The organism is Kaistella palustris DSM 21579 (assembly GCF_000422265.1).
In the GTDB taxonomy this organism is placed as follows: Bacteria; Bacteroidota; Bacteroidia; order Flavobacteriales; family Weeksellaceae; genus Kaistella; species Kaistella palustris.
In genome coordinates this window covers 179,795-201,273 of the sequence record NZ_AULL01000017.1, presented here as the reverse complement: position 1 = coordinate 201,273, position 21,479 = coordinate 179,795, and the positions used below count along the sequence as shown (strand labels likewise).

Below are 21,479 nucleotides of genomic sequence, written 5' to 3'. Positions count from 1 at the left end.
AAAGGCAAAACTTCTCGCGATTTATCTTTTGTTTATTGGTTTTAAAAATTCGCTTAATTCATATAACCTCTATCTCCAGCCGCCGCCAAGCGCACGGTACAGTTCTACGCCGGCATCAAGTTTCGAATATTCCGCGTTTGAGATATTGAGTTCGGCATTGAGCTGATTTACACTTGCATTGATCACTTCCAGATAGTTGGCCAACCCGTAATTTACAAGTTCCTGAGAATATTCGACCGAGTTTCGGTAAGCTTCCTCCTCTTTTTTCTTCAGATTAATAAATGTGTCCTGCGCCTGATAGATCTTCAAAGCGTCGGATACTTCTTTTCCTGCCGTAAGTACAGATTTTCGGAAGTTCAGGTAGGCGATTTCCTTATTCGCCAGACTCACTTCATACTGTGTCCTGATTTGCCGCCTGTTAAGGATCGGCTGTGCCAACCCCGCGACTACATTAGCAAAAAGTGAATTTGCACTGAACAGATTATCGAAATCGCCGGAAGTAATTCCGCCACTGCCCGTTAAGCGTAAAGTCGGATAGAAATTGGCTTTTGCCGCATTCGTCAGCTCAAAGGCATTCATCAGACGGTATTCTGCGGCTTTCACATCCGGTCGGTTGGCAAGCAGGTTCGCAGGATAACCAAGGGCGAGATTTACCGGCATTTTCTGCGCATCGATTGTACTGCGTGCGATTGAGTGCGAAGGCTCGCCAAGCAGCAGACTCATCGTATTTTCGAGCAGGGCAATCTGCACATCGATATTTATAAGCAGAGATTCTGCATTGTAGACCAACGCTTCACTTTGCTTTACCGCAACCTCTGTGAGTGTTCCCGCATCTTTAAGCGCCGATGTAGTCTCGAGGTTTTTTCTTCGCAAAGCAATGGTTTCATTAATGATCCTTTTTTGGTCATCAAAAGTCAGAAGTTGATAATAAGCTGAAGCAACTGCGGCAACAAGATCACTTTTCACCGCCTGATGTGCAGCCACCGTACCCAGGTAATTTGCATATTCGGCTTTTTCCTGAGCGCGCAGCCTCCCCCAAATGTCGGCCTCCCAACCCAAATTTGCAGAAACATCGAACTGATCACTGTATTTGCGTGAGTTCATAAGCTGGCCGGCCTGTGTATTCAGCGACTGAGTCTGGAAAGTGTAATTGGGTCCCGCTGAAAGTGTAGGCAGATAAGCAGCTTTACTCTGTTTCAGATAAGAATCTGCGGCCGTAATGTTTTGTAGGGCGACACGAACATCGAGGTTATTATCCAAAGCTGTGGCGATATGTTTTTGCAGAATTGGATCTGTAAATATGTCCCGCCAGGAAACTGTGGCAAGACTCAAAGAGTCTTTCGGCAAAAGATCGGTACGGAAAAGATTTTCATCAACGACGTCTTGCGGTCTTTCATATTTTGCACGCGTCATGCAGGAAGACAGTATGAAGACTGCGAATATCGCCAACGCTGTTTTTATGGTGAAATGTTTTTTCATTGTTCTCATTTTCAAAAAAATTATCTGTCCGGTTTATTCTGAGAGGTTAATTTCTTTTTCCTTTAAAGGAGATACTTTTTCCTGCAGCGACTGGAAGATCACATACAGAACAGGAATCGCGATGAGCCCGAAGAAAGTACCGATAAGCAAACCGGCGGCCGCGCCGGTCCCAATGGAACGGTTACCGACAGAGCCTATGCCGCTTGCAAAAACCAAAGGCACCATTCCGAAGATAAACGCAAAGGAGGTCATCAGTATCGGACGTAGTCTTGCTTTTGCCGCATTGATGGCAGACATGGCAATTGATTCGCCGTGATGTCGCCGCTGCAGCGCAAATTCCACAATCAGAATTCCATTCTTTGCAAGAAGCCCGATGAGCATGATGATGGCGATCTGGAAATAAATATTGTTCTCCAGCCCAAAGATCCTCTGACCAAAGAAAGCACCAACCACACCAAGTGGCAGCGATAAAATCACGGAGAAGGGCAGCAAATAACTTTCATACTGTGCCGACAGGATAAAGTACACGAAAATGAAACTCAGCAGAAATACGACATACGTCTGAGATCCTGCTTTCATTTCTTCTTTTGAAAGTCCGGTGAATTCTACATCGTAGTTTGCCGGCAAATTATCTGCTGCGACCTGCTGCACTGCTTTGATCGCATCACCGGTAGAAAAACCCGGGTTGCTGGAGCCACTGATCCCCACAGATGTAAACAGATTATAGCGTTCCAGTGATTGCGGTCCAAAACTTTTCTCAAGCGTCACGAATTGTGAAATGGGCGCCATGGTACCGTTTGCCGTCCTTACGTAAATGGAGTTGAGACTTTCTGGTGAAGTTCTGTCTTCCGGCAGCGCCTGAATCATCACGCGGAACTGTTTTCCGTATTTGGTGAAATCTGAGGAATAGATTCCCCCGATATATCCCTGCATCGTACTCAGAATACTGTTTAGTGTCACGCCGCTTTCTTCAGCGCGCGGCACATTCACAACCATCTGGAACTGGGGATAATTGGTATTAAATGAGGTAGAGGCAAACTGGATTTCCGGTCGCTTCATCAGTTCACCAATAAAACTTTGGGTGACTTTATTTAATTCATTAATGTCGCCGCCTGATTTATCCAGTAAAACCGCAGAGAAACCGTCGCTCGTTCCAAATCCGGGAACACTTGGCGGAGAAAAGAATACGATTTTGGCATCGGGATATTTGCCCGTTAAGCCAAAGAGTTTTTTAGTAATATCATCTATCGACTGATCACCGGCTTTACCTCTTTCTTTAAAAGGATCGAGTTTGATGAATGCCTGGCCCACGTTGGACCCCTGACCGGACATAAATCCACGGCTGGCTGTAAAACTTACATTCTGTACACCCGGAATTTTTCGGGCTTCTGCCTGCAGGTCTTTTAAAACATTGTAGGTCCGTTCCATGGAGGCACCTGGTGGCAGCTGTACATCGGTAAATAATATTCCACGGTCTTCTTTAGGAATAAATCCTGTGGGCATGGTAGAATTTGCCCACCAAAAAGTCACACCTCCAGCTGCAAATATCAGAAGCGTCACCCATTTATGACGGATAAGATAAGCGAATGAATGCCCGTAACGTCTGGTTGTCGCCGTGAAACCTGCATTGAATTTACTGAAGAATTTCTGCAAAAAATTCATTTCTGCGTACTCTTTGCTGTGGTGCGCAGGCGGCTTCAGGGAAAGTGAACAGAGTACCGGACTCAGTGTAAGTGCATTTACCGCCGAGATAAGGATCGCAATAATTAATGTCACCCCAAACTGCTGATAGAAAACACCGGTCGGACCGGTTAAGAAAGTAACCGGGATAAACACGGCAGCCATTACCAAGGTAATTGAGATGATGGCACCGGTGATTTCATCCATTGCTTCTACCGTGGCTTTGCGCGCATCGGTTATGCCGTGTTCCATTTTTGCATGCACGGCTTCTACCACCACAATCGCATCATCCACAACGATACCGATCGCCAGTACAAGCGCGAAAAGTGTAAGCAGGTTAATGGAATAGCCGAGTAAATTCAGAAAGAAAAATGTACCGATAATCGATACCGGCACCGCAATTGCGGGAATAAGTGTAGAGCGGAAATCCTGTAAAAAAAGAAAAACCACCAGGAACACCAGCACGAAAGCCTCGAGCAAAGTGGTAATTACTTTGGAAACCGAAGCTTCCAGAAACTCATTGGTATCAAAGTTTACACTGTAACCGATTCCTTGCGGAAATGATTTTTCCTGTTCCTTTAGCAAGGTCTTTATGTTGGTAATAATTTCCTGCGCATTGGAGCCGGGCGTCTGAAAGATCCCCATACTGATCGCACGGCGGCCGTTATTTTCGCCAACTCCGGCATACGACTGCGAATCGAGCTTAATTTCTGCCACATCTTTTAAACGAAGGAATTCACCGTTGCCCATTGCGCGCAGAATAATATTTTCGAACTGGTCGACTTCGTTATATTTTCCTTTGTAAGTAATTATATATTGAAAAGAACTTCCGCTGTTTTCGCCCAGCGCGCCGGCGGCAGCTTCCCGTGACTGATCATTAATCGCAGCAGAAACTTCTGAAGGTTCCAGACCATATGCCGCCATTTTCGCGGGATCCAGCCAAATTCTCATCGAATAGTTCTTGCCGCCAAACGACATTGCATCGCCTACTCCATTTACCCTTTTAAGGGCAGGAATAATATTGATGTTCATATAATTCTGCAGCCAGGTTTCATCTAAATGTGGATTGCTGGTATAAAACGTAAGATACATCAGTGCGCTGGTCTGCTGCTTATTTACAGTAACTCCGGAACGGGTAACCTCGGACGGTAAAAGCGGAATCGCGCGCTGAACCTGGTTCTGCACAGTTACGGCCGCAATATCCGGGTCTATTCCCTGCTTGAAGAATATCTGAATGGAAGCCGAACCGTTGTTACCTGCAGAAGAGGATATATAATCCATTCCTTCCACACCGTTCACCTGTTCTTCAATTGGAATAATTACGCTGTTCATCACCGTTTGCGCGTTGGCTCCGGTATAATTTGCTGAGATTCTCACCGTAGGTGGTGCAATATCAGGATACTGAGTAACAGGCAGCGATATAAGTCCCAGAATTCCCAGAATAACGATCAGAATGGAAACTACGGTGGATAATACCGGTCTGTTTATAAATTTTTTAACCATGGGTTTTTTAGAAAATGGGTTTTATTGCATTTACGATCTCATCAAAGTCTTTCGGCTGCGGTTTCACGGGAGAACCGGATTTGATGGCTCCGACTCCTTCTGCAACCACCACTTCACCTTTGGCAGCGCCATCTTTTATGATCACCATATTATTCACGCGGTCCAGCACATTAATCACGGCACTTGTTGCGGTATCCTTTTTAACTTTATAGATGTAGACCAAGCCTTGCTGTTCATAAGTGGCACTTTCCGGCAGAACCAGTGCATTGTCATACTTCACGGGAAGCCTGACCCGTCCGCTGTTTCCGTTGCTCAGCAGTTTATCGGGATTGGGGAAAGATACTCTGAACTGAATGCTTCCTGTTTCCGGATCGATCTGGCCGGTCACGGTTTTTATAGTTCCTTTTTCTTTGTAAACCTCATTATTGGCGAGCAGAAGTTCTACCTGCGGCATGTTCCGTAACTTTTCAGGCACGGTTGCACCTTTGGCATTTTTAAGGAAATCGAGATACTCTTTTTCGTTCATCGAGAAATAGGCGTACAGCTCGCTGGTATCGGAAACAGTGGAAATAGGCATTGGATCACCCGGTCCCACAAGACTCCCGTTCCGGAAATTTATTTTACCGATCACGCCGGAGATCGGCGCGCGAATAATGGAATAATCGATGTTTGCCTGCACACCCTGAAAATTAGCCTGCGCCTCCGCCACGCCGGCGCTGGCCTGCTGTTTTGCCGCAATTGCCTGCGAAACCTGTGCCTGCGCACGCGCAAGATTTGCCTGCGCAGTCTGAAGCTGCACATTGCTGATGATATTTTTTTCCACGAGTGGGCGCAGTTTATTTACTTCAACCTGTGCTGCATTTACTGCCGACTGCGCTGCTTTTACATTGGCTTCCGAAGCTGCCACATTAGAACGTGCCGCGCCTACACCTGCTTTTGCGGCAGAAGCAGACTGGTTCAAAGCATTGGTCTCCAGCCGGAAAAGCGGTTGGCCCTTTGAAACAAACTGACCTTCATCAACCAAAACCTGCGTAATATATCCCTGCATTTTGGCACGGACTTCATTATTCACACGACCTTCAATACTCGCAGGGAAAGTCATGTAACCGGTCACGTCGCGGTTTTCCACAGCTACGGTAGAAACCACTTTTGGACCTTGCGCCGGTTTCGCGTCTTTGTCTTTGCAGGCTGCGACCGAAAGCAGTGACAGCGCTAAGAGAATCATCTTATTTCTCATGGATTATATTTTTACGTTTCTATTTTTTTTTAAAGTCATTAACACAGAAAACTCAAACCTGATCCAGCATTTCCTGAATATTGTCGATGTTTTTTTGAAAGAGTGCCTGATAAGTCTGGAATTTCCGCACCGCCGTTGCATCTGTCGAATTACGGTAATTACTGAGTTTATTAAGGATCGAAAGTTCCTTTTCCATTTTATCGATGATTTCCCGAAAACGGATTTTCATGTAATTTTCATTCATCACAAAAAAACGTTTTCTTTCATCGATCTTCGTAAAATCTTTAATGATGTCGAGGTTCAGCAGCAGATTAAGATTGGAGGAAACCGAGCTTTTACTCGCTGCAAAGATCTCAACGAACTCTTCAAAAGAAACACCGTTCCGGTCGAAATCAAAAATTAAATAGGCGTAAATTTTTGCGGCAAGCGGCGGCAAATGATACGCCTCACCATAAAATTTCACCATTTCCCGGAAAATGTCCTTATCGAATTCCATCCTTAAATTTTGAACAGACAAAAGTACGGCTTAGTTCGGAACTAAACGAACCATAATTATTTTTTATGATTATTTTATGATTTGCATATCATCAGCGACTTAAAAATCTTCCGCTTTCATCAGAATTTTATTTCTGTATTTTTGTATGATGGATTTAAGAGATCAACTTAAAAATATGTTTCCTGACCATGAAGAGCAGGATTTCGAAATGCCGCAGGAAATATTTGTGCAAAAGGATCCGCTCATCTGTAAATTTGAAAAAAAAGGGCGGCACGGCAAACCTGTAACGCTTGTCGAAGGTTTTGAAGGCTCTGCTGACGACCTTAAAAACATTTCAAAGAAAATAAAAACCACGCTAGGCATTGGTGGTTCCGAGAAAGATGGGGTGATCATCATACAGGGAGACAACCGCGACCGCATCATGAAGATCCTGCAGGATATGGGCTATAAAACAAAGCGTGTGGGCGGATAAACACTGGAAAAACTTGAGCGGCAGAAAATTTCTGCGTAACTTTAAGGTCCCTCTTTTGAGAGGGTTTTTTAATTTTAAAAATATACGATTATGATCAATAAATTAGCAGCCTCTGAACTTGTTCTGAACGCAGACGGCAGTGTGTACCACCTAAACCTTCTGCCCGAAGATATTGCAGAAAAAATTATTCTTGTGGGCGATCCCGACAGAGTTCCCAAGGTTTCGCAGTTCTTCGATAAGATCGACATTAAAAAAAATAAACGCGAATTTTATACCCATACGGGAACACTTCGCGGTGAAAGGATTACGGTAATGTCTACCGGCATAGGTACCGAAAATATCGACATTGTAATGAATGAGCTGGATGCGCTGGTTAATATCGACCTGAAAGAAAAGGAATTTAAAAAAGATCATACCGCTCTGGAATTGTTCCGCATGGGAACCTGCGGCAGCGTAAATCCTGAGGTTGAAGTTGACAATATGCTGGTGACACAAAATGTGGTCGGCCTAGACGGTTTGCTTCATTTTTACTCAGACTACAGTTTCGAAAACGAATTTTCCCGCAATTTCATGGCGAAATTCCCGTATGAGAAAATTAAACCTATGCTCTATTTTTCTGATTGGGCAGCAGATATTGCCGATTATTATAAAGATGCAAAATACCACGGAAACACTGCGACCTTCCCCGGTTTCTATGCGCCACAGGGGCGACAGTTGCGTTTGAAAGCAATTGACGATCAATTTTTGGAAACACTGAATGAACTTGGCGTTTCAAATTTCGAAATGGAGACCTCGGCAATTTATGGCCTTTCGAAATTGCTGGGCCACAAAGCAATTACGGTAAATTCAGTTATTGCGAACAGACGGCGCGGTGAATTTTCTGCCGATCACGCAGCCTCTGAAAAAAACCTGATCAAATGGGTGCTGGACCGAATCATTAAATAAGAATTCCGCGATATTGTACAAATACGCCTCAGAAATGGAGCGTATTTTTTTATACGTCCGCGGGACTTTTGCAAAAGCAGTTTTCCAGGTGATCATCGACCATTCCGGTGGCCTGCATATGCGCATAAATTACGGTGGAACCCAGAAACTTGAAACTACGCTTCTTTAAATCTTTCGCGAGAGCATCCGAGATTATCGTTGTTGCAGGAACGTCAGCTAATTCTTTTGGATGGTTAATGATGGGTTTGCCGCCTACAAATTCCCAAATATATTTTGCGAATGTACCGAACTCCTTCTGTACAGCCATGAATTTTTGGGCATTGTTAATGGTTGCCAGAACTTTGAGGCGGTTTCGCACAATTCCCGGGTCATCCATCAGTTGAGAAACCTTTTCAGGAGAATATACGGCGATTTTTTTATAATTAAAATCATCGAATGCCCTGCGGAAATTGTCTCTCTTATTTAGTATCGTAAGCCAGGAGAGTCCTGCCTGAAAACTTTCCAGCACAAGAAACTCGAAAATCGTATCATCGTCGTAAACCGGTTTGCCCCATTCCTCATCGTGATAAGTTCGGTAGAGGTCACTTTTCTCGCACCAGCCGCAGCGGATCTTTTTCATTATTGTAAATTCTCATCAAATTTACATAAAGTGATTCAAAATTTTAATAAAAGTGACATTGCTACATTAAAAAAATAATTGGGAAACCTTTACGAAAACTTTAACATAATCTTAAATTATTTAGGAATAGATATTGTATCTTAAGTAATATCAAATTAAATTTTTCATTAATTACTAACTAAAATAATATTATTATGGACAGACAGGATTATAACGACGCTGAAAGAGCGGTAGATAAAACAAAGTGGACAGTAAACGATTATGCCGACAGAGCTAAGGATTACATCCGCGAAGAAAGAGACAGAAATGCAACGCCAACCGCTGAAGGTTGGATGGAAAGAGCGAAAGACAATGTATCCGATGCCTGGGAAGATACCAAAGATGCGGTATCTGATGCATGGGAACAGACCAAAGACTGGTCAGAAGACGCAAAAGCGGAAGTTCGCAAAGCGACGAACTAATTCTAAGTTTCATATAGTTATGAGGGGAATCAAGAAATTGGTTCCCTTTTGTTATGCTTTCAGCAATAAAAATTTTACATTTGTCTAATTAAACAACTATTATTATGTCCTACGGATTACTAAAAGGCAAGAAAGGAATTATTTTCGGTGCGCTAAATGATCAGTCAATCGCATGGAAAGTGGCAGAAAGATGTCATGAAGAAGGTGCTGAATTTATACTTTCGAACGCGCCAATCGCTATGAGAATGGGTGAAATTGATGAACTTGCAAAGAAGACAGGTTCAGATGTTATTCCTGCTGACGCCACTTCAATGGAAGATCTGGAAAAACTTTTTGCGCATGCGGAAGAAAAGTTTGGGAAAATTGATTTCATACTGCACTCAATCGGTATGTCGGTAAACATCAGAAAAGGAAAAAGCTACACCGAACTGAATTACGATTTCCTGGAAAAAGGCTGGGACGTATCTTCCGTATCTTTCCACAAAGTAATGAAGACCGCCTGGGACAAGAACATAATGAACGAATGGGGTTCTATCTTGGCGCTCACCTATATCGCGGCACAAAGGACTTTCCCAAATTACAGCGATATGGCAGATAATAAATCTTACCTGGAAAGTATCGCCAGAAGTTTCGGCTATTATTGGGGCGAGCGCAAAGTTCGGGTAAATACCATTTCTCAATCGCCGGTGATGACGAAAGCAGGTGCGGGTGTAAAGGGAATCAGCGGCTTTTTCAACTTTGCCGATGACATGTCGCCGCTCGGAAATGCAGACGCACTGGACTGTGCCAATTACTGTGTAAGCATGTTCTCTGATCTTACGAAAAAAGTAACCATGCAGAATCTCTTCCACGACGGTGGTTTCAGCAAAACCGGAGTTTCACAGAAAATCGTCGATAAGTTTGAAGATTAAACTTCCGTTTATTAAAAAGACAGCTTCGCCTTACTTTGCAGTAGGGCGTTTTTTTATGACCTATTTTAAGGAATTGATCTTCTGAATAAAAAGATCTGTAACTTCAGCAGCTGTTGCCCAGGACGTAATGATTCGAATGGCGGCGGAATCATCATCAATATTTTTCCAGACATAGAAATCGAAGTTTTCCGCAAGTTTTTCAATTTCCGAATGTTTCAAAACCGGGAAAATCTGATTGGTGAAAGTTTCGGTCAGGAAATCGTAACCCTTTTTGCTGAAAGCTTCTTTTATTTTCATCGCCTGTACATTGGCATGTTTTGCCAAACTCAAGTAAAGGTCGTTATGAAGCAATTCCTGAAACTGGATCCCGAGCAATCTGCCTTTCGCGAGCAACGCTCCTTTTTGTTTTAAATGAAAACCGAAATCCCCTTGAAGTTCCTTATTATTAATGATGATAGCTTCACCGAGCAACGCGCCGTTTTTGGTGGCACCCCAGTAAAAAGCATCCGTAAGCTGACCGAGATCCTGAAGCGTAATATCATTGGTTTCTGCGGCTAATGCCTGACTGAGCCGTGCACCGTCCATAAAAAGGTAAAGATCATTTTCTTTGCAGAAAGCAGATAAATTTTTAAGCTCAGTCCGGGAATAAATGGTGCCGAGTTCAGTGGAATTTGAAATATATACCAGTTTCTGTTTCAACTGATGCGGGACATTACGGTGTGCATCCAGAATTTCCTGAATCTGCTGCGGCTTTATTTTGCCGTCTGCAGACTGTACTGCGTGAACTTTATGACCGGTCGCCTCAATTGCGCCTGTTTCATTGGTGAAAATATGGCCGGTCTGGGCAGAAACTACACTTTCGTGCGGGCGCAAAAAAGCAGCGATCACCGTTAGATTGGCCTGCGTTCCGCCGGAAAGGAAAAAAACTTTGGCTGCAGGATTATTAATTTTCTCCTGTATTGATATTTCAGCATTTTGGCAGTAGTCATCTAGTCCATAACCGCCCTGCTGACTTAGATTGGTTGAAAAAAGAGCTTCCAGGATCCGCGGGTGACAACCCTCTGAATAATCATTTTTAAAGGAAAATTTCATCAGATAAAAATAATAAAAAAAACGTGAAAGCACGCTGCAAAATACGTGGATTTAACCTGTTTGAAAAGTGCGGCTTTTCCGAATTTTGTAGAGGAAACAGATCAAAAAAATGATCATCGCTTTTTTGGTAAGTCTCTTCATATTAAAGATTTTTTATAGTAAACTCAAACCCACATTCCTGTGGGTTTTTTAGTCATCAGAAAAATGTTAGATTTGTATCAACGTAAATCTCACTTACTGAAGAGAATTACCTGAAAGCCATTTTCCACCTGATCAATGACGAGCAAACGGTCACCATTAACGAAATGAGCAAATTCCTTAACGTGAAGATGCCGAGTGTTAACAATATGATGAAGAAATTTGCGGAAAAGAAATGGGTGATTTACGAAAGTTATAAACCGCTGAAAATAACCGCTTCCGGCATCAAGCAGTCGGCACTGGTGGTGCGCAAACACCGGCTTACGGAAATGTTTCTGGTGCAGACGATGAATTTCGGTTGGGAAAATGTACACGAAATCGCCGAACAGGTAGAACATATACAGTCGGAAATATTTTTCGATAAGATGGATGAGATTTTAAATTATCCGAAGACCGATCCCCATGGCGAACCAATTCCCGACAAAGACGGAAATATCATCGCACGTGATCTGCTAAAACTCAGCAGCTGCAAGGTGGGCGATAAGGTTACTTTCGCCGCAGTGACGGTTTCGGACGATGATTTCCTAAGCTACCTGAATTCTAAAAAACTGGAGCTGGGCCAGGAAATAGAAATTCTGGAAATTGAAAATTACGATCATTCCATGACGGTTTTGCTCAACGGTGACTCCACGGTTCTGAGCCAGATCGTGTGCGACCGAATCCTTGTAAAAGCATAATTTGCTGGCGTGCTGACTTTTGGTAGTTAACCGCAAATTGGCGTAACTTTGTAACATTCACAAAAAATTCAATAAAAAGTAAAAATATGTCAAAAGCAATATCGCAAGTTCCTATGGCGGTCAACGAACCCGTGAGAAGTTATGCACCCGGCTCTGCGGAGGTAAAATCACTTCTTGCCACATATAAGGCCATGTGGAAAGAAAAAGCAGAAATCCCAATGATCATCAATGGTAAGGAGGTACAGAGCAGTGAAAAAGTCCGTCTTGTTTCCCCACAGGATCACCAGCACGATTTTGGTTTTTATTATAAAGGAACCATGCAGGATGTTGATAGCGCCATCAATACAGCTTTGGAGGCAAAGGAAAACTGGAATAACCTTGGTTGGGAACAGCGTGCAGCAATTTTTCTGAAAGCTGCTGATCTTCTCGCAGGTCCGTACAGAGACCGTTTAAATGCGGCAACTATGATCGGACAGAGTAAAAATGTACATCAGGCCGAAATCGATTCAGCTTGTGAGTTTATTGATTTCCTTCGTTTTAACGTAGAATTCATGACGGAAATGTACAGTGAACAACCGGTTTCAGATGAAGGAATCTGGAACAGAACAGAATACCGCCCACTCGAAGGTTTCTGCTTTGCAGTAACACCGTTCAACTTTACGGCTATCGCCGGGAATTTGCCGACATGTATGGCAATGATGGGCAATGTGGTGGTCTGGAAACCTTCCGACAAACAGATTCTTGCAGCAAAAGTAATTATGGATATTTTAACCGAAGCCGGTTTACCTGCGGGAGTCATCAATATGATTTTTACTGATGGCAAAGAAACTGCTGAAAAAGTAATGGCACACCCGGATTTTGCGGGACTTCACTTTACAGGTTCTACTTCTGTATTCCAGGGAATGTGGAAAATGATCGGCAACAATATTCACAAATTTAAAACGTATCCAAGAATTGTAGGTGAAACCGGTGGAAAAGATTTTGTGGTAGTGCATTCTTCCGCCAATGTAGATGCTGTTGCAACAGGTCTTGTACGCGGTGCATTCGAATATCAGGGACAGAAATGTTCCGCAGCTTCCCGTGCATACGTTCCAAAATCACTTTGGCCAAAAGTAAAAGAGACAATGGAAGCCCAACTGAAAACGGTAAAAATGGGCAGTCCGGAAGATCCTTCGAACTTCATCAATGCGGTGATCAGCCAGGGTTCTTTCGATAAATGTAAAGGATATATTGAAAGAGCGGAAAAATCCGCAGATTCCTCTGTAATTATGGGCGGTAAATGCGATGATTCGAGGGGATGGTTCGTGGAACCTACCGTTATTCTCACCACAAATCCAAATTACGAATCACTTTGTGAAGAGATCTTTGGACCGATTCTTACGGTTTATGTTTACGAAGATGAAAAATGGAGCGAGACTTTAAAACTCGTTGATCAAACGTCACCTTACTCGTTAACGGGTGCCGTTTTCGCGCAGGACCGTTATGCAATCGCAGAAGCTTATAAAGCACTGGAAAATGCTTCGGGAAATTTCTACATTAATGACAAACCAACCGGAGCGGTGGTAGGACAGCAACCGTTCGGCGGTGCCAGAGCATCAGGAACAAACGACAAAGCAGGTTCAAAAATGAATCTTATGCGGTGGGTTTCTGTAAGAAGCATCAAAGAAACCTTTGTTTCGCCTAAAGATTATAAGTATCCTTATCTGGGTTAATGAAATCCTGATTTTAAATAAAACTCTGTCCCCGGGCAGAGTTTTTTGTTTCCCTGAATACTCAGCATTTAACAAAATTTTATACTTTATGCAGAAATCGTGGCACACTTTTTACAATCACATGTGTATCAAATTATATTTTTAAAACTTAAAACATTAATATTATGGGCACTAAAAAAAACGGGCTTCTTGCATTATTAGGACTGGGAGCATTAGCATGGTGGAAGTATAAAAATTCTACTCCTGAAGAAAAACAAGCTGTAAAGGACAAAGTAAATACAGCAAAAGATAACTTCAACAAATTTGGTAGTGATTTAAAATCCAAAGCAAATGATGTTGTTTCACAGGTTCAGAACAAAGCTGAAGACATGAAAACATCTTATGGAGACACATCCAACCAAGGCTAGAAATTTTTAAATAAAAGCAAAAAAAACCCGTATCCCAACAGATACGGTTTTTTGTATTCAATAGAAACCGATTTTATTTAAGCAAGGCATTAAATGTATCTCCCTGGCGGATGTCGCCGGTATTATAACCTTTCATAAACCAATCTCTTCTCTGCGCAGAACTGCCGTGCGTAAATCCTTCCTGGTTTACGTAACCCTGCGAGCGTTTCTGGATGTTATCATCGCCAACTGCTTCAGCTGCCGAGATTGCGGACTCAATATCACCCGGCTCCAAAATATGTTCGCGGTTATCGGTCTGTTTTGCCCAGACTCCGGCATAAAAATCAGCCTGCAATTCTGTGGCAACCGAAACCCGGTTCATATCTGCTTCAGAATATCTCCCACTTGCACGCAGCTGATCGACTTTCTGGGTGGTTCCCAAAAGTGTCTGCACATGATGACCGATCTCGTGTGCCATGACATAGGCGATAGAAAATTCGGTAACTTTCGCGCCAAACCTTTGCTGCAGTTCCTGAAAGAAACTCATATCCATATACACGGTCTGGTCAGCAGGGCAGTAAAAAGGTCCCATAGCGGCCTGCGCGGTTCCACAACCGGACTGGGTTACACTTTCGAACATCACCACTTTCGGTGGATCGTACTGCATACCGTTTTCCTGAAAAATTTTTCCCCAGGTTTTTTCAGTTTCTGCAGTCACCATAGATACAAATTCTTTCACCTGAAGTTCATCTTTCGTCAGATCTCGCTGTTCAGTTTGGGGACCGGCGTTTCCGCCGGAAGAAAGAATGGCTGAAGGATCACCACCAAGAAAAAATACGATTGCCGCAATAATCAGTGTTCCGAGGCCGCCGCCGACCATTAGACCTCCGCCGCCTCCGGAGCCTCGCCTGTCCTCCACATTTCCGCTTCTATCGTTTGTCCATTTCATAATATCTAATTTACTTCTAAAATTACAAAAAAATTTATTTGTTAAGCATGTGTTCCTTCAGCCAAAAACTTGTTGCCTGATACACAGAAATACAGTCATTGACTAAGGTTTGCACCGGCGCAGTTACGGGTTTCTCATCGTAATAAATCCGGAAGTTTTCGGGGAGATCCGATTTTTGCTGTACGAGTTCATATTGTTTTACTTTCCGTGTAGGAGAAATCACAGTTAAATGTTCATCTTTAATCAGCCCAAGATCCTGGTAGGTTGCGACATAGGCTTTGGGAGTGAAATTTTCAGTAAAGACATCCTGACCCAAGAATTTAGATTCATAGGAAAAATTAAGCAGTCCGAATAAAGTGGGCATAACATCAATTTGTGACATCAACTGATTAAACTGTTGCGGCTGCACAAACCCTTCGGAAAAAATCATGGCCGGTATTCGGTACTTATCCATCGGCAGTTTCGTTTTGCCGGCGCTGGAGGCGCAGTGATCCGAAATAATTACAAAAACCGTATTCTTATACCAAGGCTGCTTCTTGGCCAGACTGAAAAATTTGCGCAGCGAATAATCGGTATATTTCACGCCGCCTTCACGGGATTTGGCATCGCCGGGAATGTCTATTCTTCCTTCGGGATAAGTAAACGGCCGGTGATTGGACACGGTCATCCAATGGTGAAAGAAAGGTTTTCCCGCCTTTGCTTCGGCATTCATCACCTGGATGGCTTTTTTCGCCATATCTTCATCGGCAACGCCCCACACGTTTGCAAAAGAAATTTCTTCGGGTTTAAAATTGTTTCGGTCTACAATATCGTAGCCATTTCCTTTGTAAAAATCTTCCATATTATCGAAGTAGCTGTATCCGCCATACAGAAACTTCACATCGTAACCTTTGGATTTAAAAACACTTCCGGTGGTGAATTTATTTTTGTTCTGTTCCCTTTTGATGAGGCTTTCGCCCGCAGTGGGCGGGATACACAGCGTCAAAGCTTCCAGTCCTCGCACTGTTCTGTTTCCAGTGGCATACAGATTGGTAAACAGCAGCGATTTATCCGCCAAACTGTCGAGGAAAGGCGTAATCTTCTGTGTGTTGCCGTAATGCTCCAGAAATTCTGCGGAAAGACTTTCAATGGAAATCAGAACCACATTCTTTTTGAGTTCAGGTGCCGCGGGTGCTATCTTTCTGGTGAGCGCTGGCGGCTGAAACTGCTTCAGGAAATTCTGTTCCGCCGCAGACTGTGTCACAGTGGGATAAAACTGAAAAAAATCGAGTTCGTTATGTGTAAAGGCGTGATAAAATTTCGGCAAACCATTAGCCTGGATCTGTTCGGAAAAAGTATTTTCGGATTTTAAAGAATCAAGCTTGGGTACGATGATCAAACTGAGACCGAAAAGGAAAAGGAAAGTGCCGAGCAGAATAAGTTTCTGCTTAAAGTTTGGTAGTGTTAAAAGTTCGTTTTTTGTCTTCTTAAAAATAAGCCAGGTAACCAGTAGAGTTAAGGCAAGAATTCCGGAGAAGAGGGGAATGACCGGATAACTTTCCATGATGTTTCCAATGACTTCATTGGTGTAGATCAAATAATCGACGGCGATAAAATTGTAACGCACACCGAATTCATTCCAGAAAAAATATTCACTTACGGCATTAAAAATAATCAGCAATACGTACAGGAACAAAGTAATGAAATACAGAACATTACGGATTTTAATTCGCTGTGCGGGTAAAAACAGCATTAAGCCGAAAAAAAGCATCTTGAGGCCGATAAATGACATTGCAACCTCGGGAAATGCGCCGCCGTACTGCCTGAATATATTGCTCGGGACAAACGCAGTATAGATAAAGGCCAGCACCAACAACCCAAAAATTATATATCCGTAAGGTTTGTTGTATTTGGAATTCGAGAGGAATAGAAAATAGAGTGCCAGGAAAGTGCTTGCTAAAATGAACACAAAAACATCGGTAATGATTCCTATAAAAATGATTTTCAGAATTTCGGAAAAGCCAAAAGTTGCCGTAGTGATCGGATGTAAAAAGAAGATAATCCGAAGGATCAGCGAAACAGCCACGTAGAAAATTCCGAGGCATAAAAAAGGTTTTAGTTTTTTGATATCCATTTTGTAAGCAATTAGTTTGTAAAATGACCTCAGAAATCCGAATATTGCTAAAAGTTACAGATTTGCAAAACCAATATTACCTTTCTTTTCCTAGAGATTCTTTTTGAAATTAATCATCTGAAGTGCGGTAGCCGCGGCCTCCACACCTTTGTTACCGTGAATACCACCGCTCCTTGCCACCGACTGTTCTTTGGTATCATCCGTCAGCAGGCAAAATATGGTGGGCACATCGGTCAGGATGTTACAGTCTTTAATTCCCTGTGCAACCGCGGAACAAACATAGTCAAAATGTGGTGTTTCACCACGGATCACGCAGCCAATTGCGATTACCGCATCGAAGACACCTTCTTTGCACAGCTGCATTGAGGCATAATTAAGCTCGAAAGCACCGGGAACTTTGAAGATCTTTATATTTTCCGGATCCACGCCTTCAGCCTTTAAAACCTCTACAGCACCGTCGCGCAGATTGTAAGTTACAAAATCATTCCATTCAGAAACAACAATGCCAATTCTAAAAGAACCGGCATCATTAAGTTGTAATGGTTTGTAATCCGAAAGATTTACAGTTGCCATTTTATATTTTTTTAATTAATAGTATTTTACCATTTCGATATAAGCATCGGACATGCCGTTGTCGTAATCCGCAAATTTTTCTTCGATTGAGGAGAAATATTTCTTTGCTTCTGCATTTTTCTTCATTGCTAAAGACATCAATCCGGCTTTTCTTGTAAAGTAGTAAGAAGTATACGGATCATCGGAAGCTGAAGTCGCTTTATCGAGAAGTGAAAGTGCATCGTCATTCTTATTAAGATTGGACTGGCAATCTGCCATTGCGCCATATTTCAGTGCCATTAAAACTTTATTATCCGAAGAAAAATCGTCTAAAAGATCGTACGCTTCCTGGTATTTTCCTTCTTTAAACTTCAGCAAACCTGCGTTATATGCGGAAAGTTTTCCGACAGCGGTATCTGAATAATCTTTGTACGTTCCTAAATAACCGGGATTAGCTGCAGTTTTACCGCCTAAAGCCAGATCATCTTTGCCATCTGCCAGGTTTTTCTGTGCAGCGAGGTAACTCAGCGTTGCCTCCTCATTTCTCGGCGCTACATAAAACTGTTTGTAGGCAAAATATGCTAAAACTGCCAGCACCAGGGCACCGAAAACGATGATCAGTGTTTTTGCGTGTTTCTCAACAAACCTTTCGGTATCCAGAGCGCTTCTGTCCAGATCTTTGAAAACCTCTACAGTTTCCTTTCCTTCCATTTCTTTTCTGCGCGCGTGCAATTTATTCTTTGCCATAGTTTTAATAAAAATTGAAGTGCAAATTTAACTGTTTCCGAACGATTTACAAAATTAAGCTTTAAAAAACATTTGCCTTGAAAATAGCGCGCAAAGCCATTAAATATAACTGCATTTCGGCGGGTACGTTATGATTTTAATATTCCAGTATTTTATGTACCGGCGCACCGAACTGCTCCAGTCTTTTTTCACCGCCAAGATCCTTTAAACCGATCAGAAAACTAAACTGCGCCACAATCCCGCCCTGTTTCTGAACCAGCCTTGCTGCAGCTTCGGTTGTGCCACCCGTTGCCAAAAGATCATCGTGGATCAACACTCTTGCTCCTGTGTTCAGCTGGCCGGTCCGCATTTCAATTTCTGCGGTGCCGTATTCCAGATCGTATTTTTCGCCAATGAAAGGAGGCGGCAGTTTTCCTTTTTTCCGGATGAGAATAAAAGGAACCTCCAGGACAACTGCGATGGCAATGCCGAAAAGATATCCGCGGCTTTCTATTCCGCACACCGCATCAATTTTACCGCGACTGAAATCTGCCAGGTCTTTTATAACCTCTTCATAGAGTTTTGGGTTAAGGAAAATAGGTGTGATATCTTTGAACTGGATTCCGGGTTGTGGGAAATCCGGCACGTTCTGAATGGTATTCTGCAGTTTAACGAGCAGGTCTGGGTTTGTCATTACTTTTAATTGATTTTGTAACTGGATATTTTCCATTGTCCGTTTACATTCTTAAGCCCGAATGTAACCTGCAGTGCGGTGGTTTTTCCGGACTTGTCGGTGACATCATAGGTGGCATTTACGCTGGCAGCGGTTGCGGTAGCAGAGCTTGTAGTCAGGTTTTTAACAGTCACATTCTTTACTGCACCAAATCCGGATGTGGGATTAGAGAAAGTCTCATAGGAACCCCAATTCTGGTTATCTGCAGTATCGTAGGCGCCTTTCAGATTCTGGGCGTTCAGATTATTCAGGAATTTTGTTACCGTATTTTTGGGGTCTCCGCTGGCCACGGGCTGTGTGGGTGCTGCTGCTACATCGGGAACTGAGAGGTCGGCATCCATATCCGGTGTAACCGGAACAGTTTCTGCGGGATTATCAGTAGGATTTCCGGCGGGCATCAAAAGACCTTTTGGATTAACAGGAACGCCGATCTTCGACATTTTAAAAGTTTTCTTGGTAGTTTTTACCGATACAGTGATATCAATCCTGTTATCTGTAATTTTTTGTGCTGGCAATGACGCAAATCGCAGACTGAAGCCTTTGAAGTTATTGTTCTGCATTAAATTTTTCGAAGTCAGGATCCGGTTTCCATTGCTGAAAACTTCGAGTACAGCCTCCAAAGCAGCACCTGAAAAATCGATAGGCTTTCCGCCAGCATCAAGCAGACGCGGAACGATCTGCAAAGATTTGGGACCCAGCACACTGTCGACAGCGACCGGCGTTGTGGTGAGTGCCAATGAACTGGCCGAAATATCATTGGGATCAGATTCCGTAGCGAGATCGCGACCAAAGATATTCATTTCTCCCAAGGAAGGCGGACCGGTACTTGACCACTCAATACCATTCTTTTGGGCGGTCTGATCTGCAAGGGCGAAAATCTGCGGAACTTTCATTCCATTGATAAGTTTGCCCAAAGCCTTTAATTCACTGTAATCACCCTCACCTTCTACTGCGAAAGTCTTTAAGATATACAGTGCCTCATTAAACTTTACCTGTTGAAGCGTGCTGAGACCTGCGGCCATATCGTTGATACTTGACTGCAAGCTCTTGGTTGTGGTGGCATCTACCTTATCTTTCCGGCAGGAGATCACAAGAAAGCCCAGAAGAAATAGCAACAGAAGTCGTTTCATAATCAGGAGGTTTATACAAATTTAACAAAAATCCCGACATACGCCGGGATCTGGATATAAAAGAATATACGGTCGTTTAGAAAGGATACTCGTATATTTTTGATTCGTGAAGGAATGGATTCCCCACAGGAATTAGTTTCAGTTTGGAGAGAGCGGTGAGTACAACCAGGAGGAATGACCCAACGCCAAATAAAACAGAACCTACCGTAAGAAGCAGCACTTCCGGAGTTTCCCAGTATGGCCCAACCGTACCCGGCATTACCATATTATAGTAAACAAACCACTGTCCTATCAGTATCACAACTGCCATTGTACACATTACTGTATAGTTTCTTTTGATACTTGAACTTACCATAACCGTTAAAGGAATAAGGAAGTTCAGCAGAAGTATGATCCAGAAAACCCAACCGTAATATTCAAAGCGACCGAAGAAATAGTTTACTTCTTCCGGCACGTTTGCATACCAGTATAACATAAACTGTGCAAACCAGGTGTATGTCCAGAGCATAGTCGAAGCGAATAAAAACACTCCAAGATCGTGCAGGTGGTTGTCATTGAACTGAGGGAGAAAGCCCTTTTTCTTCAAGTAAACGCTAATGAGCATAATCGCTGCAATCGAAGCAGCTAAAGTACTTACCATCGCATACCAGATATACATGGTAGAGTACCAGTGCGGATCGATAGACATCAACCAGTCCCAAGCCCATGCTGCGGAACAAAAACCGAAAAAGGCAATATAACCTACACTCCAGCTGTAGTATTTTGCGTAAACTTCTCTACTCTTCGTTTCGTCAACTTTCCTGGATAATGATTTAAGTTTCCAGGCGAAGAAAGAAGCTCCCAACACGTATACGAGTGTTCTGAAAACGTAGAAAGGAATATTTAAAAATCGTTTCTTTTCGAAAAGGATGGGATCAAAGTTAGCGTTGCCGGGTGTTGTAAGTTCGGGATCCATCCAGTGGAAAAGGTGTCCCTGATGGGTCACATTTAATACGGTAAGAATAATGATCATTCCACCGGCCCACGGAATAAAGGAGGCCACAGCTTCCATCACTCTTAAAATGATGATAGACCAGCCGGCGTGGGATGCGTTTTGAATACTGTAGAAAAATAATGCACAGCAGCTCAAAGCAAATAAAAATACGGAAATCGTATGAAGGGTTGCCAAAGGCTGATTATGTACCTGCATTTTGGCATGCTCTAAGTGAGCGGCGTGATCCTGCGGTCCTACCAACTCGCTGGAGTTTGAAGGCGCGTGATTTCCGCCTGCATGTACCGACTCCATCATATGTTCAATCCGGGCATCATCGATTCCGTGATTCATAAAGTAGCCAGCTCCAAAAAGAACCAATCCCAAAACGATAAATATGATTGAATATAATCTTAATTTAGGTGAAAAACTATACAT

20 protein-coding genes are annotated in these 21,479 nt (G+C 43.0%); 7 read left to right on the top strand and 13 right to left on the bottom strand.

Annotated elements, in window-relative coordinates; genetic code table 11:
• Positions 1-69: 69 nt before the first annotated feature.
• The 4 genes from H562_RS0107825 to H562_RS0107810 are packed head-to-tail and all read right to left on the bottom strand — an operon-like array spanning position 70 to position 6,395.
• On the bottom strand, positions 70-1,479 hold the full coding sequence (locus tag H562_RS0107825; RefSeq protein ID WP_027377000.1) for an efflux transporter outer membrane subunit: 1,410 nt from the start codon (positions 1,477-1,479) through the stop codon (positions 70-72).
• Between the two features lie 33 nt (positions 1,480-1,512).
• Positions 1,513-4,662 (bottom strand): efflux RND transporter permease subunit, encoded by a 3,150-nt coding sequence (locus H562_RS0107820; protein ID WP_027376999.1) that lies wholly within the window; start codon positions 4,660-4,662, stop codon positions 1,513-1,515.
• A gap of 7 nt (positions 4,663-4,669) precedes the next feature.
• Entirely contained in the window at positions 4,670-5,899 is a 1,230-nt protein-coding gene (locus H562_RS0107815) for an efflux RND transporter periplasmic adaptor subunit (protein WP_027376998.1), read from the bottom strand.
• Positions 5,900-5,951: 52 nt separating this feature from the next.
• Positions 5,952-6,395, bottom strand: a complete 444-nt coding sequence (locus H562_RS0107810; protein ID WP_027376997.1) for a hypothetical protein — start codon at positions 6,393-6,395, stop codon at positions 5,952-5,954.
• Between the two features lie 148 nt (positions 6,396-6,543).
• Here H562_RS0107810 and H562_RS0107805 point away from each other — a divergent pair, with 148 nt between their 5' ends.
• Together H562_RS0107805 and H562_RS0107800 are read left to right on the top strand one after the other, a co-directional pair.
• Positions 6,544-6,867, top strand: a complete 324-nt coding sequence (locus H562_RS0107805) for a translation initiation factor (RefSeq protein WP_027376996.1) — start codon at positions 6,544-6,546, stop codon at positions 6,865-6,867.
• 90 nt (positions 6,868-6,957) lie between these two features.
• Positions 6,958-7,812, top strand: coding sequence for a nucleoside phosphorylase (locus H562_RS0107800; RefSeq protein WP_027376995.1), 855 nt, complete (start codon positions 6,958-6,960; stop codon positions 7,810-7,812).
• A 49-nt stretch (positions 7,813-7,861) separates the two neighbouring features.
• Here the strand turns inward: H562_RS0107800 and H562_RS0107795 are convergent, their stop codons facing one another.
• Positions 7,862-8,431 carry a DNA-3-methyladenine glycosylase I gene (locus tag H562_RS0107795; protein ID WP_027376994.1) on the bottom strand — a complete coding sequence of 190 codons (570 nt, stop codon included), beginning with the start codon at positions 8,429-8,431 and terminating at the stop codon, positions 7,862-7,864.
• A 194-nt stretch (positions 8,432-8,625) separates the two neighbouring features.
• Here H562_RS0107795 and H562_RS0107790 point away from each other — a divergent pair, with 194 nt between their 5' ends.
• Together H562_RS0107790 and H562_RS0107785 are read left to right on the top strand one after the other, a co-directional pair.
• Positions 8,626-8,892 (top strand): hypothetical protein, encoded by a 267-nt coding sequence (locus tag H562_RS0107790; protein ID WP_027376993.1) that lies wholly within the window; start codon positions 8,626-8,628, stop codon positions 8,890-8,892.
• 104 nt (positions 8,893-8,996) lie between these two features.
• Positions 8,997-9,803, top strand: coding sequence for an enoyl-ACP reductase FabI (locus tag H562_RS0107785; RefSeq protein ID WP_027376992.1), 807 nt, complete (start codon positions 8,997-8,999; stop codon positions 9,801-9,803).
• A 60-nt stretch (positions 9,804-9,863) separates the two neighbouring features.
• On the opposite strand, the gene H562_RS0107780 is transcribed toward H562_RS0107785, so the two are convergent.
• Positions 9,864-10,895 (bottom strand): threonine aldolase family protein, encoded by a 1,032-nt coding sequence (locus H562_RS0107780; RefSeq protein WP_027376991.1) that lies wholly within the window; start codon positions 10,893-10,895, stop codon positions 9,864-9,866.
• A 227-nt stretch (positions 10,896-11,122) separates the two neighbouring features.
• Between H562_RS0107780 and H562_RS0107770 the strand changes: the two genes are divergently transcribed.
• The 3 genes from H562_RS0107770 to H562_RS14845 all read left to right on the top strand — a co-directional run bounded on the left by H562_RS0107770 (position 11,123) and on the right by H562_RS14845 (position 13,889).
• On the top strand, positions 11,123-11,770 hold the full coding sequence (locus H562_RS0107770) for a metal-dependent transcriptional regulator (protein ID WP_027376990.1): 648 nt from the start codon (positions 11,123-11,125) through the stop codon (positions 11,768-11,770).
• Positions 11,771-11,856: 86 nt separating this feature from the next.
• Positions 11,857-13,482 carry an L-glutamate gamma-semialdehyde dehydrogenase gene (gene pruA, locus H562_RS0107765; protein ID WP_027376989.1) on the top strand — a complete coding sequence of 542 codons (1,626 nt, stop codon included), beginning with the start codon at positions 11,857-11,859 and terminating at the stop codon, positions 13,480-13,482.
• Between the two features lie 164 nt (positions 13,483-13,646).
• Entirely contained in the window at positions 13,647-13,889 is a 243-nt protein-coding gene (locus tag H562_RS14845; protein ID WP_027376988.1) for a hypothetical protein, read from the top strand.
• A 73-nt stretch (positions 13,890-13,962) separates the two neighbouring features.
• Here H562_RS14845 and ypfJ read toward each other — a convergent pair whose 3' ends face one another.
• The 7 genes from ypfJ to H562_RS0107725 form a co-directional block, all read right to left on the bottom strand.
• Entirely contained in the window at positions 13,963-14,817 is an 855-nt protein-coding gene (ypfJ, locus tag H562_RS0107755) for a KPN_02809 family neutral zinc metallopeptidase (protein ID WP_027376987.1), read from the bottom strand.
• A gap of 34 nt (positions 14,818-14,851) precedes the next feature.
• On the bottom strand, positions 14,852-16,930 hold the full coding sequence (locus H562_RS0107750) for an LTA synthase family protein (protein WP_027376986.1): 2,079 nt from the start codon (positions 16,928-16,930) through the stop codon (positions 14,852-14,854).
• 90 nt (positions 16,931-17,020) lie between these two features.
• Entirely contained in the window at positions 17,021-17,503 is a 483-nt protein-coding gene (ribH, locus tag H562_RS0107745; RefSeq protein ID WP_027376985.1) for a 6,7-dimethyl-8-ribityllumazine synthase, read from the bottom strand.
• Between the two features lie 15 nt (positions 17,504-17,518).
• Positions 17,519-18,229 (bottom strand): YfgM family protein, encoded by a 711-nt coding sequence (locus tag H562_RS0107740; protein WP_027376984.1) that lies wholly within the window; start codon positions 18,227-18,229, stop codon positions 17,519-17,521.
• A 136-nt stretch (positions 18,230-18,365) separates the two neighbouring features.
• Positions 18,366-18,902, bottom strand: a complete 537-nt coding sequence (locus H562_RS0107735; RefSeq protein ID WP_027376983.1) for an adenine phosphoribosyltransferase — start codon at positions 18,900-18,902, stop codon at positions 18,366-18,368.
• 5 nt (positions 18,903-18,907) lie between these two features.
• On the bottom strand, positions 18,908-20,071 hold the full coding sequence (locus tag H562_RS0107730) for an NTF2-like transpeptidase (protein ID WP_027376982.1): 1,164 nt from the start codon (positions 20,069-20,071) through the stop codon (positions 18,908-18,910).
• Between the two features lie 76 nt (positions 20,072-20,147).
• Positions 20,148-21,479, bottom strand: coding sequence for a quinol:cytochrome C oxidoreductase (locus H562_RS0107725; protein WP_027376981.1), 1,332 nt, complete (start codon positions 21,477-21,479; stop codon positions 20,148-20,150).

Bases quoted from the DNA above. Each gene is read 5' to 3' on its own strand.
- H562_RS0107785 (WP_027376992.1), top strand. From the start codon at position 8,997: ATGTCCTACGGATTACTAAAAGGCAAGAAAGGAATTATTTTCGGTGCG.
- H562_RS0107815 (WP_027376998.1), bottom strand. From the start codon at position 5,899: ATGAGAAATAAGATGATTCTCTTAGCGCTGTCACTGCTTTCGGTCGCA.
- H562_RS0107810 (WP_027376997.1), bottom strand. From the start codon at position 6,395: ATGGAATTCGATAAGGACATTTTCCGGGAAATGGTGAAATTTTATGGT.
- H562_RS0107820 (WP_027376999.1), bottom strand. From the start codon at position 4,662: ATGGTTAAAAAATTTATAAACAGACCGGTATTATCCACCGTAGTTTCC.
- H562_RS0107790 (WP_027376993.1), top strand. From the start codon at position 8,626: ATGGACAGACAGGATTATAACGACGCTGAAAGAGCGGTAGATAAAACA.
- ypfJ (WP_027376987.1), bottom strand. From the start codon at position 14,817: ATGAAATGGACAAACGATAGAAGCGGAAATGTGGAGGACAGGCGAGGC.
- H562_RS0107750 (WP_027376986.1), bottom strand. From the start codon at position 16,930: ATGGATATCAAAAAACTAAAACCTTTTTTATGCCTCGGAATTTTCTAC.
- H562_RS0107800 (WP_027376995.1), top strand. From the start codon at position 6,958: ATGATCAATAAATTAGCAGCCTCTGAACTTGTTCTGAACGCAGACGGC.
- H562_RS0107780 (WP_027376991.1), bottom strand. From the start codon at position 10,895: ATGAAATTTTCCTTTAAAAATGATTATTCAGAGGGTTGTCACCCGCGG.
- H562_RS14845 (WP_027376988.1), top strand. From the start codon at position 13,647: ATGGGCACTAAAAAAAACGGGCTTCTTGCATTATTAGGACTGGGAGCA.
- H562_RS0107805 (WP_027376996.1), top strand. From the start codon at position 6,544: ATGGATTTAAGAGATCAACTTAAAAATATGTTTCCTGACCATGAAGAG.
- H562_RS0107730 (WP_027376982.1), bottom strand. From the start codon at position 20,071: ATGAAACGACTTCTGTTGCTATTTCTTCTGGGCTTTCTTGTGATCTCC.
- pruA (WP_027376989.1), top strand. From the start codon at position 11,857: ATGTCAAAAGCAATATCGCAAGTTCCTATGGCGGTCAACGAACCCGTG.
- H562_RS0107825 (WP_027377000.1), bottom strand. From the start codon at position 1,479: ATGAAAAAACATTTCACCATAAAAACAGCGTTGGCGATATTCGCAGTC.
- ribH (WP_027376985.1), bottom strand. From the start codon at position 17,503: ATGGCAACTGTAAATCTTTCGGATTACAAACCATTACAACTTAATGAT.
- H562_RS0107740 (WP_027376984.1), bottom strand. From the start codon at position 18,229: ATGGCAAAGAATAAATTGCACGCGCGCAGAAAAGAAATGGAAGGAAAG.
- H562_RS0107725 (WP_027376981.1), bottom strand. From the start codon at position 21,479: ATGTATAGTTTTTCACCTAAATTAAGATTATATTCAATCATATTTATC.
- H562_RS0107735 (WP_027376983.1), bottom strand. From the start codon at position 18,902: ATGACAAACCCAGACCTGCTCGTTAAACTGCAGAATACCATTCAGAAC.
- H562_RS0107795 (WP_027376994.1), bottom strand. From the start codon at position 8,431: ATGAAAAAGATCCGCTGCGGCTGGTGCGAGAAAAGTGACCTCTACCGA.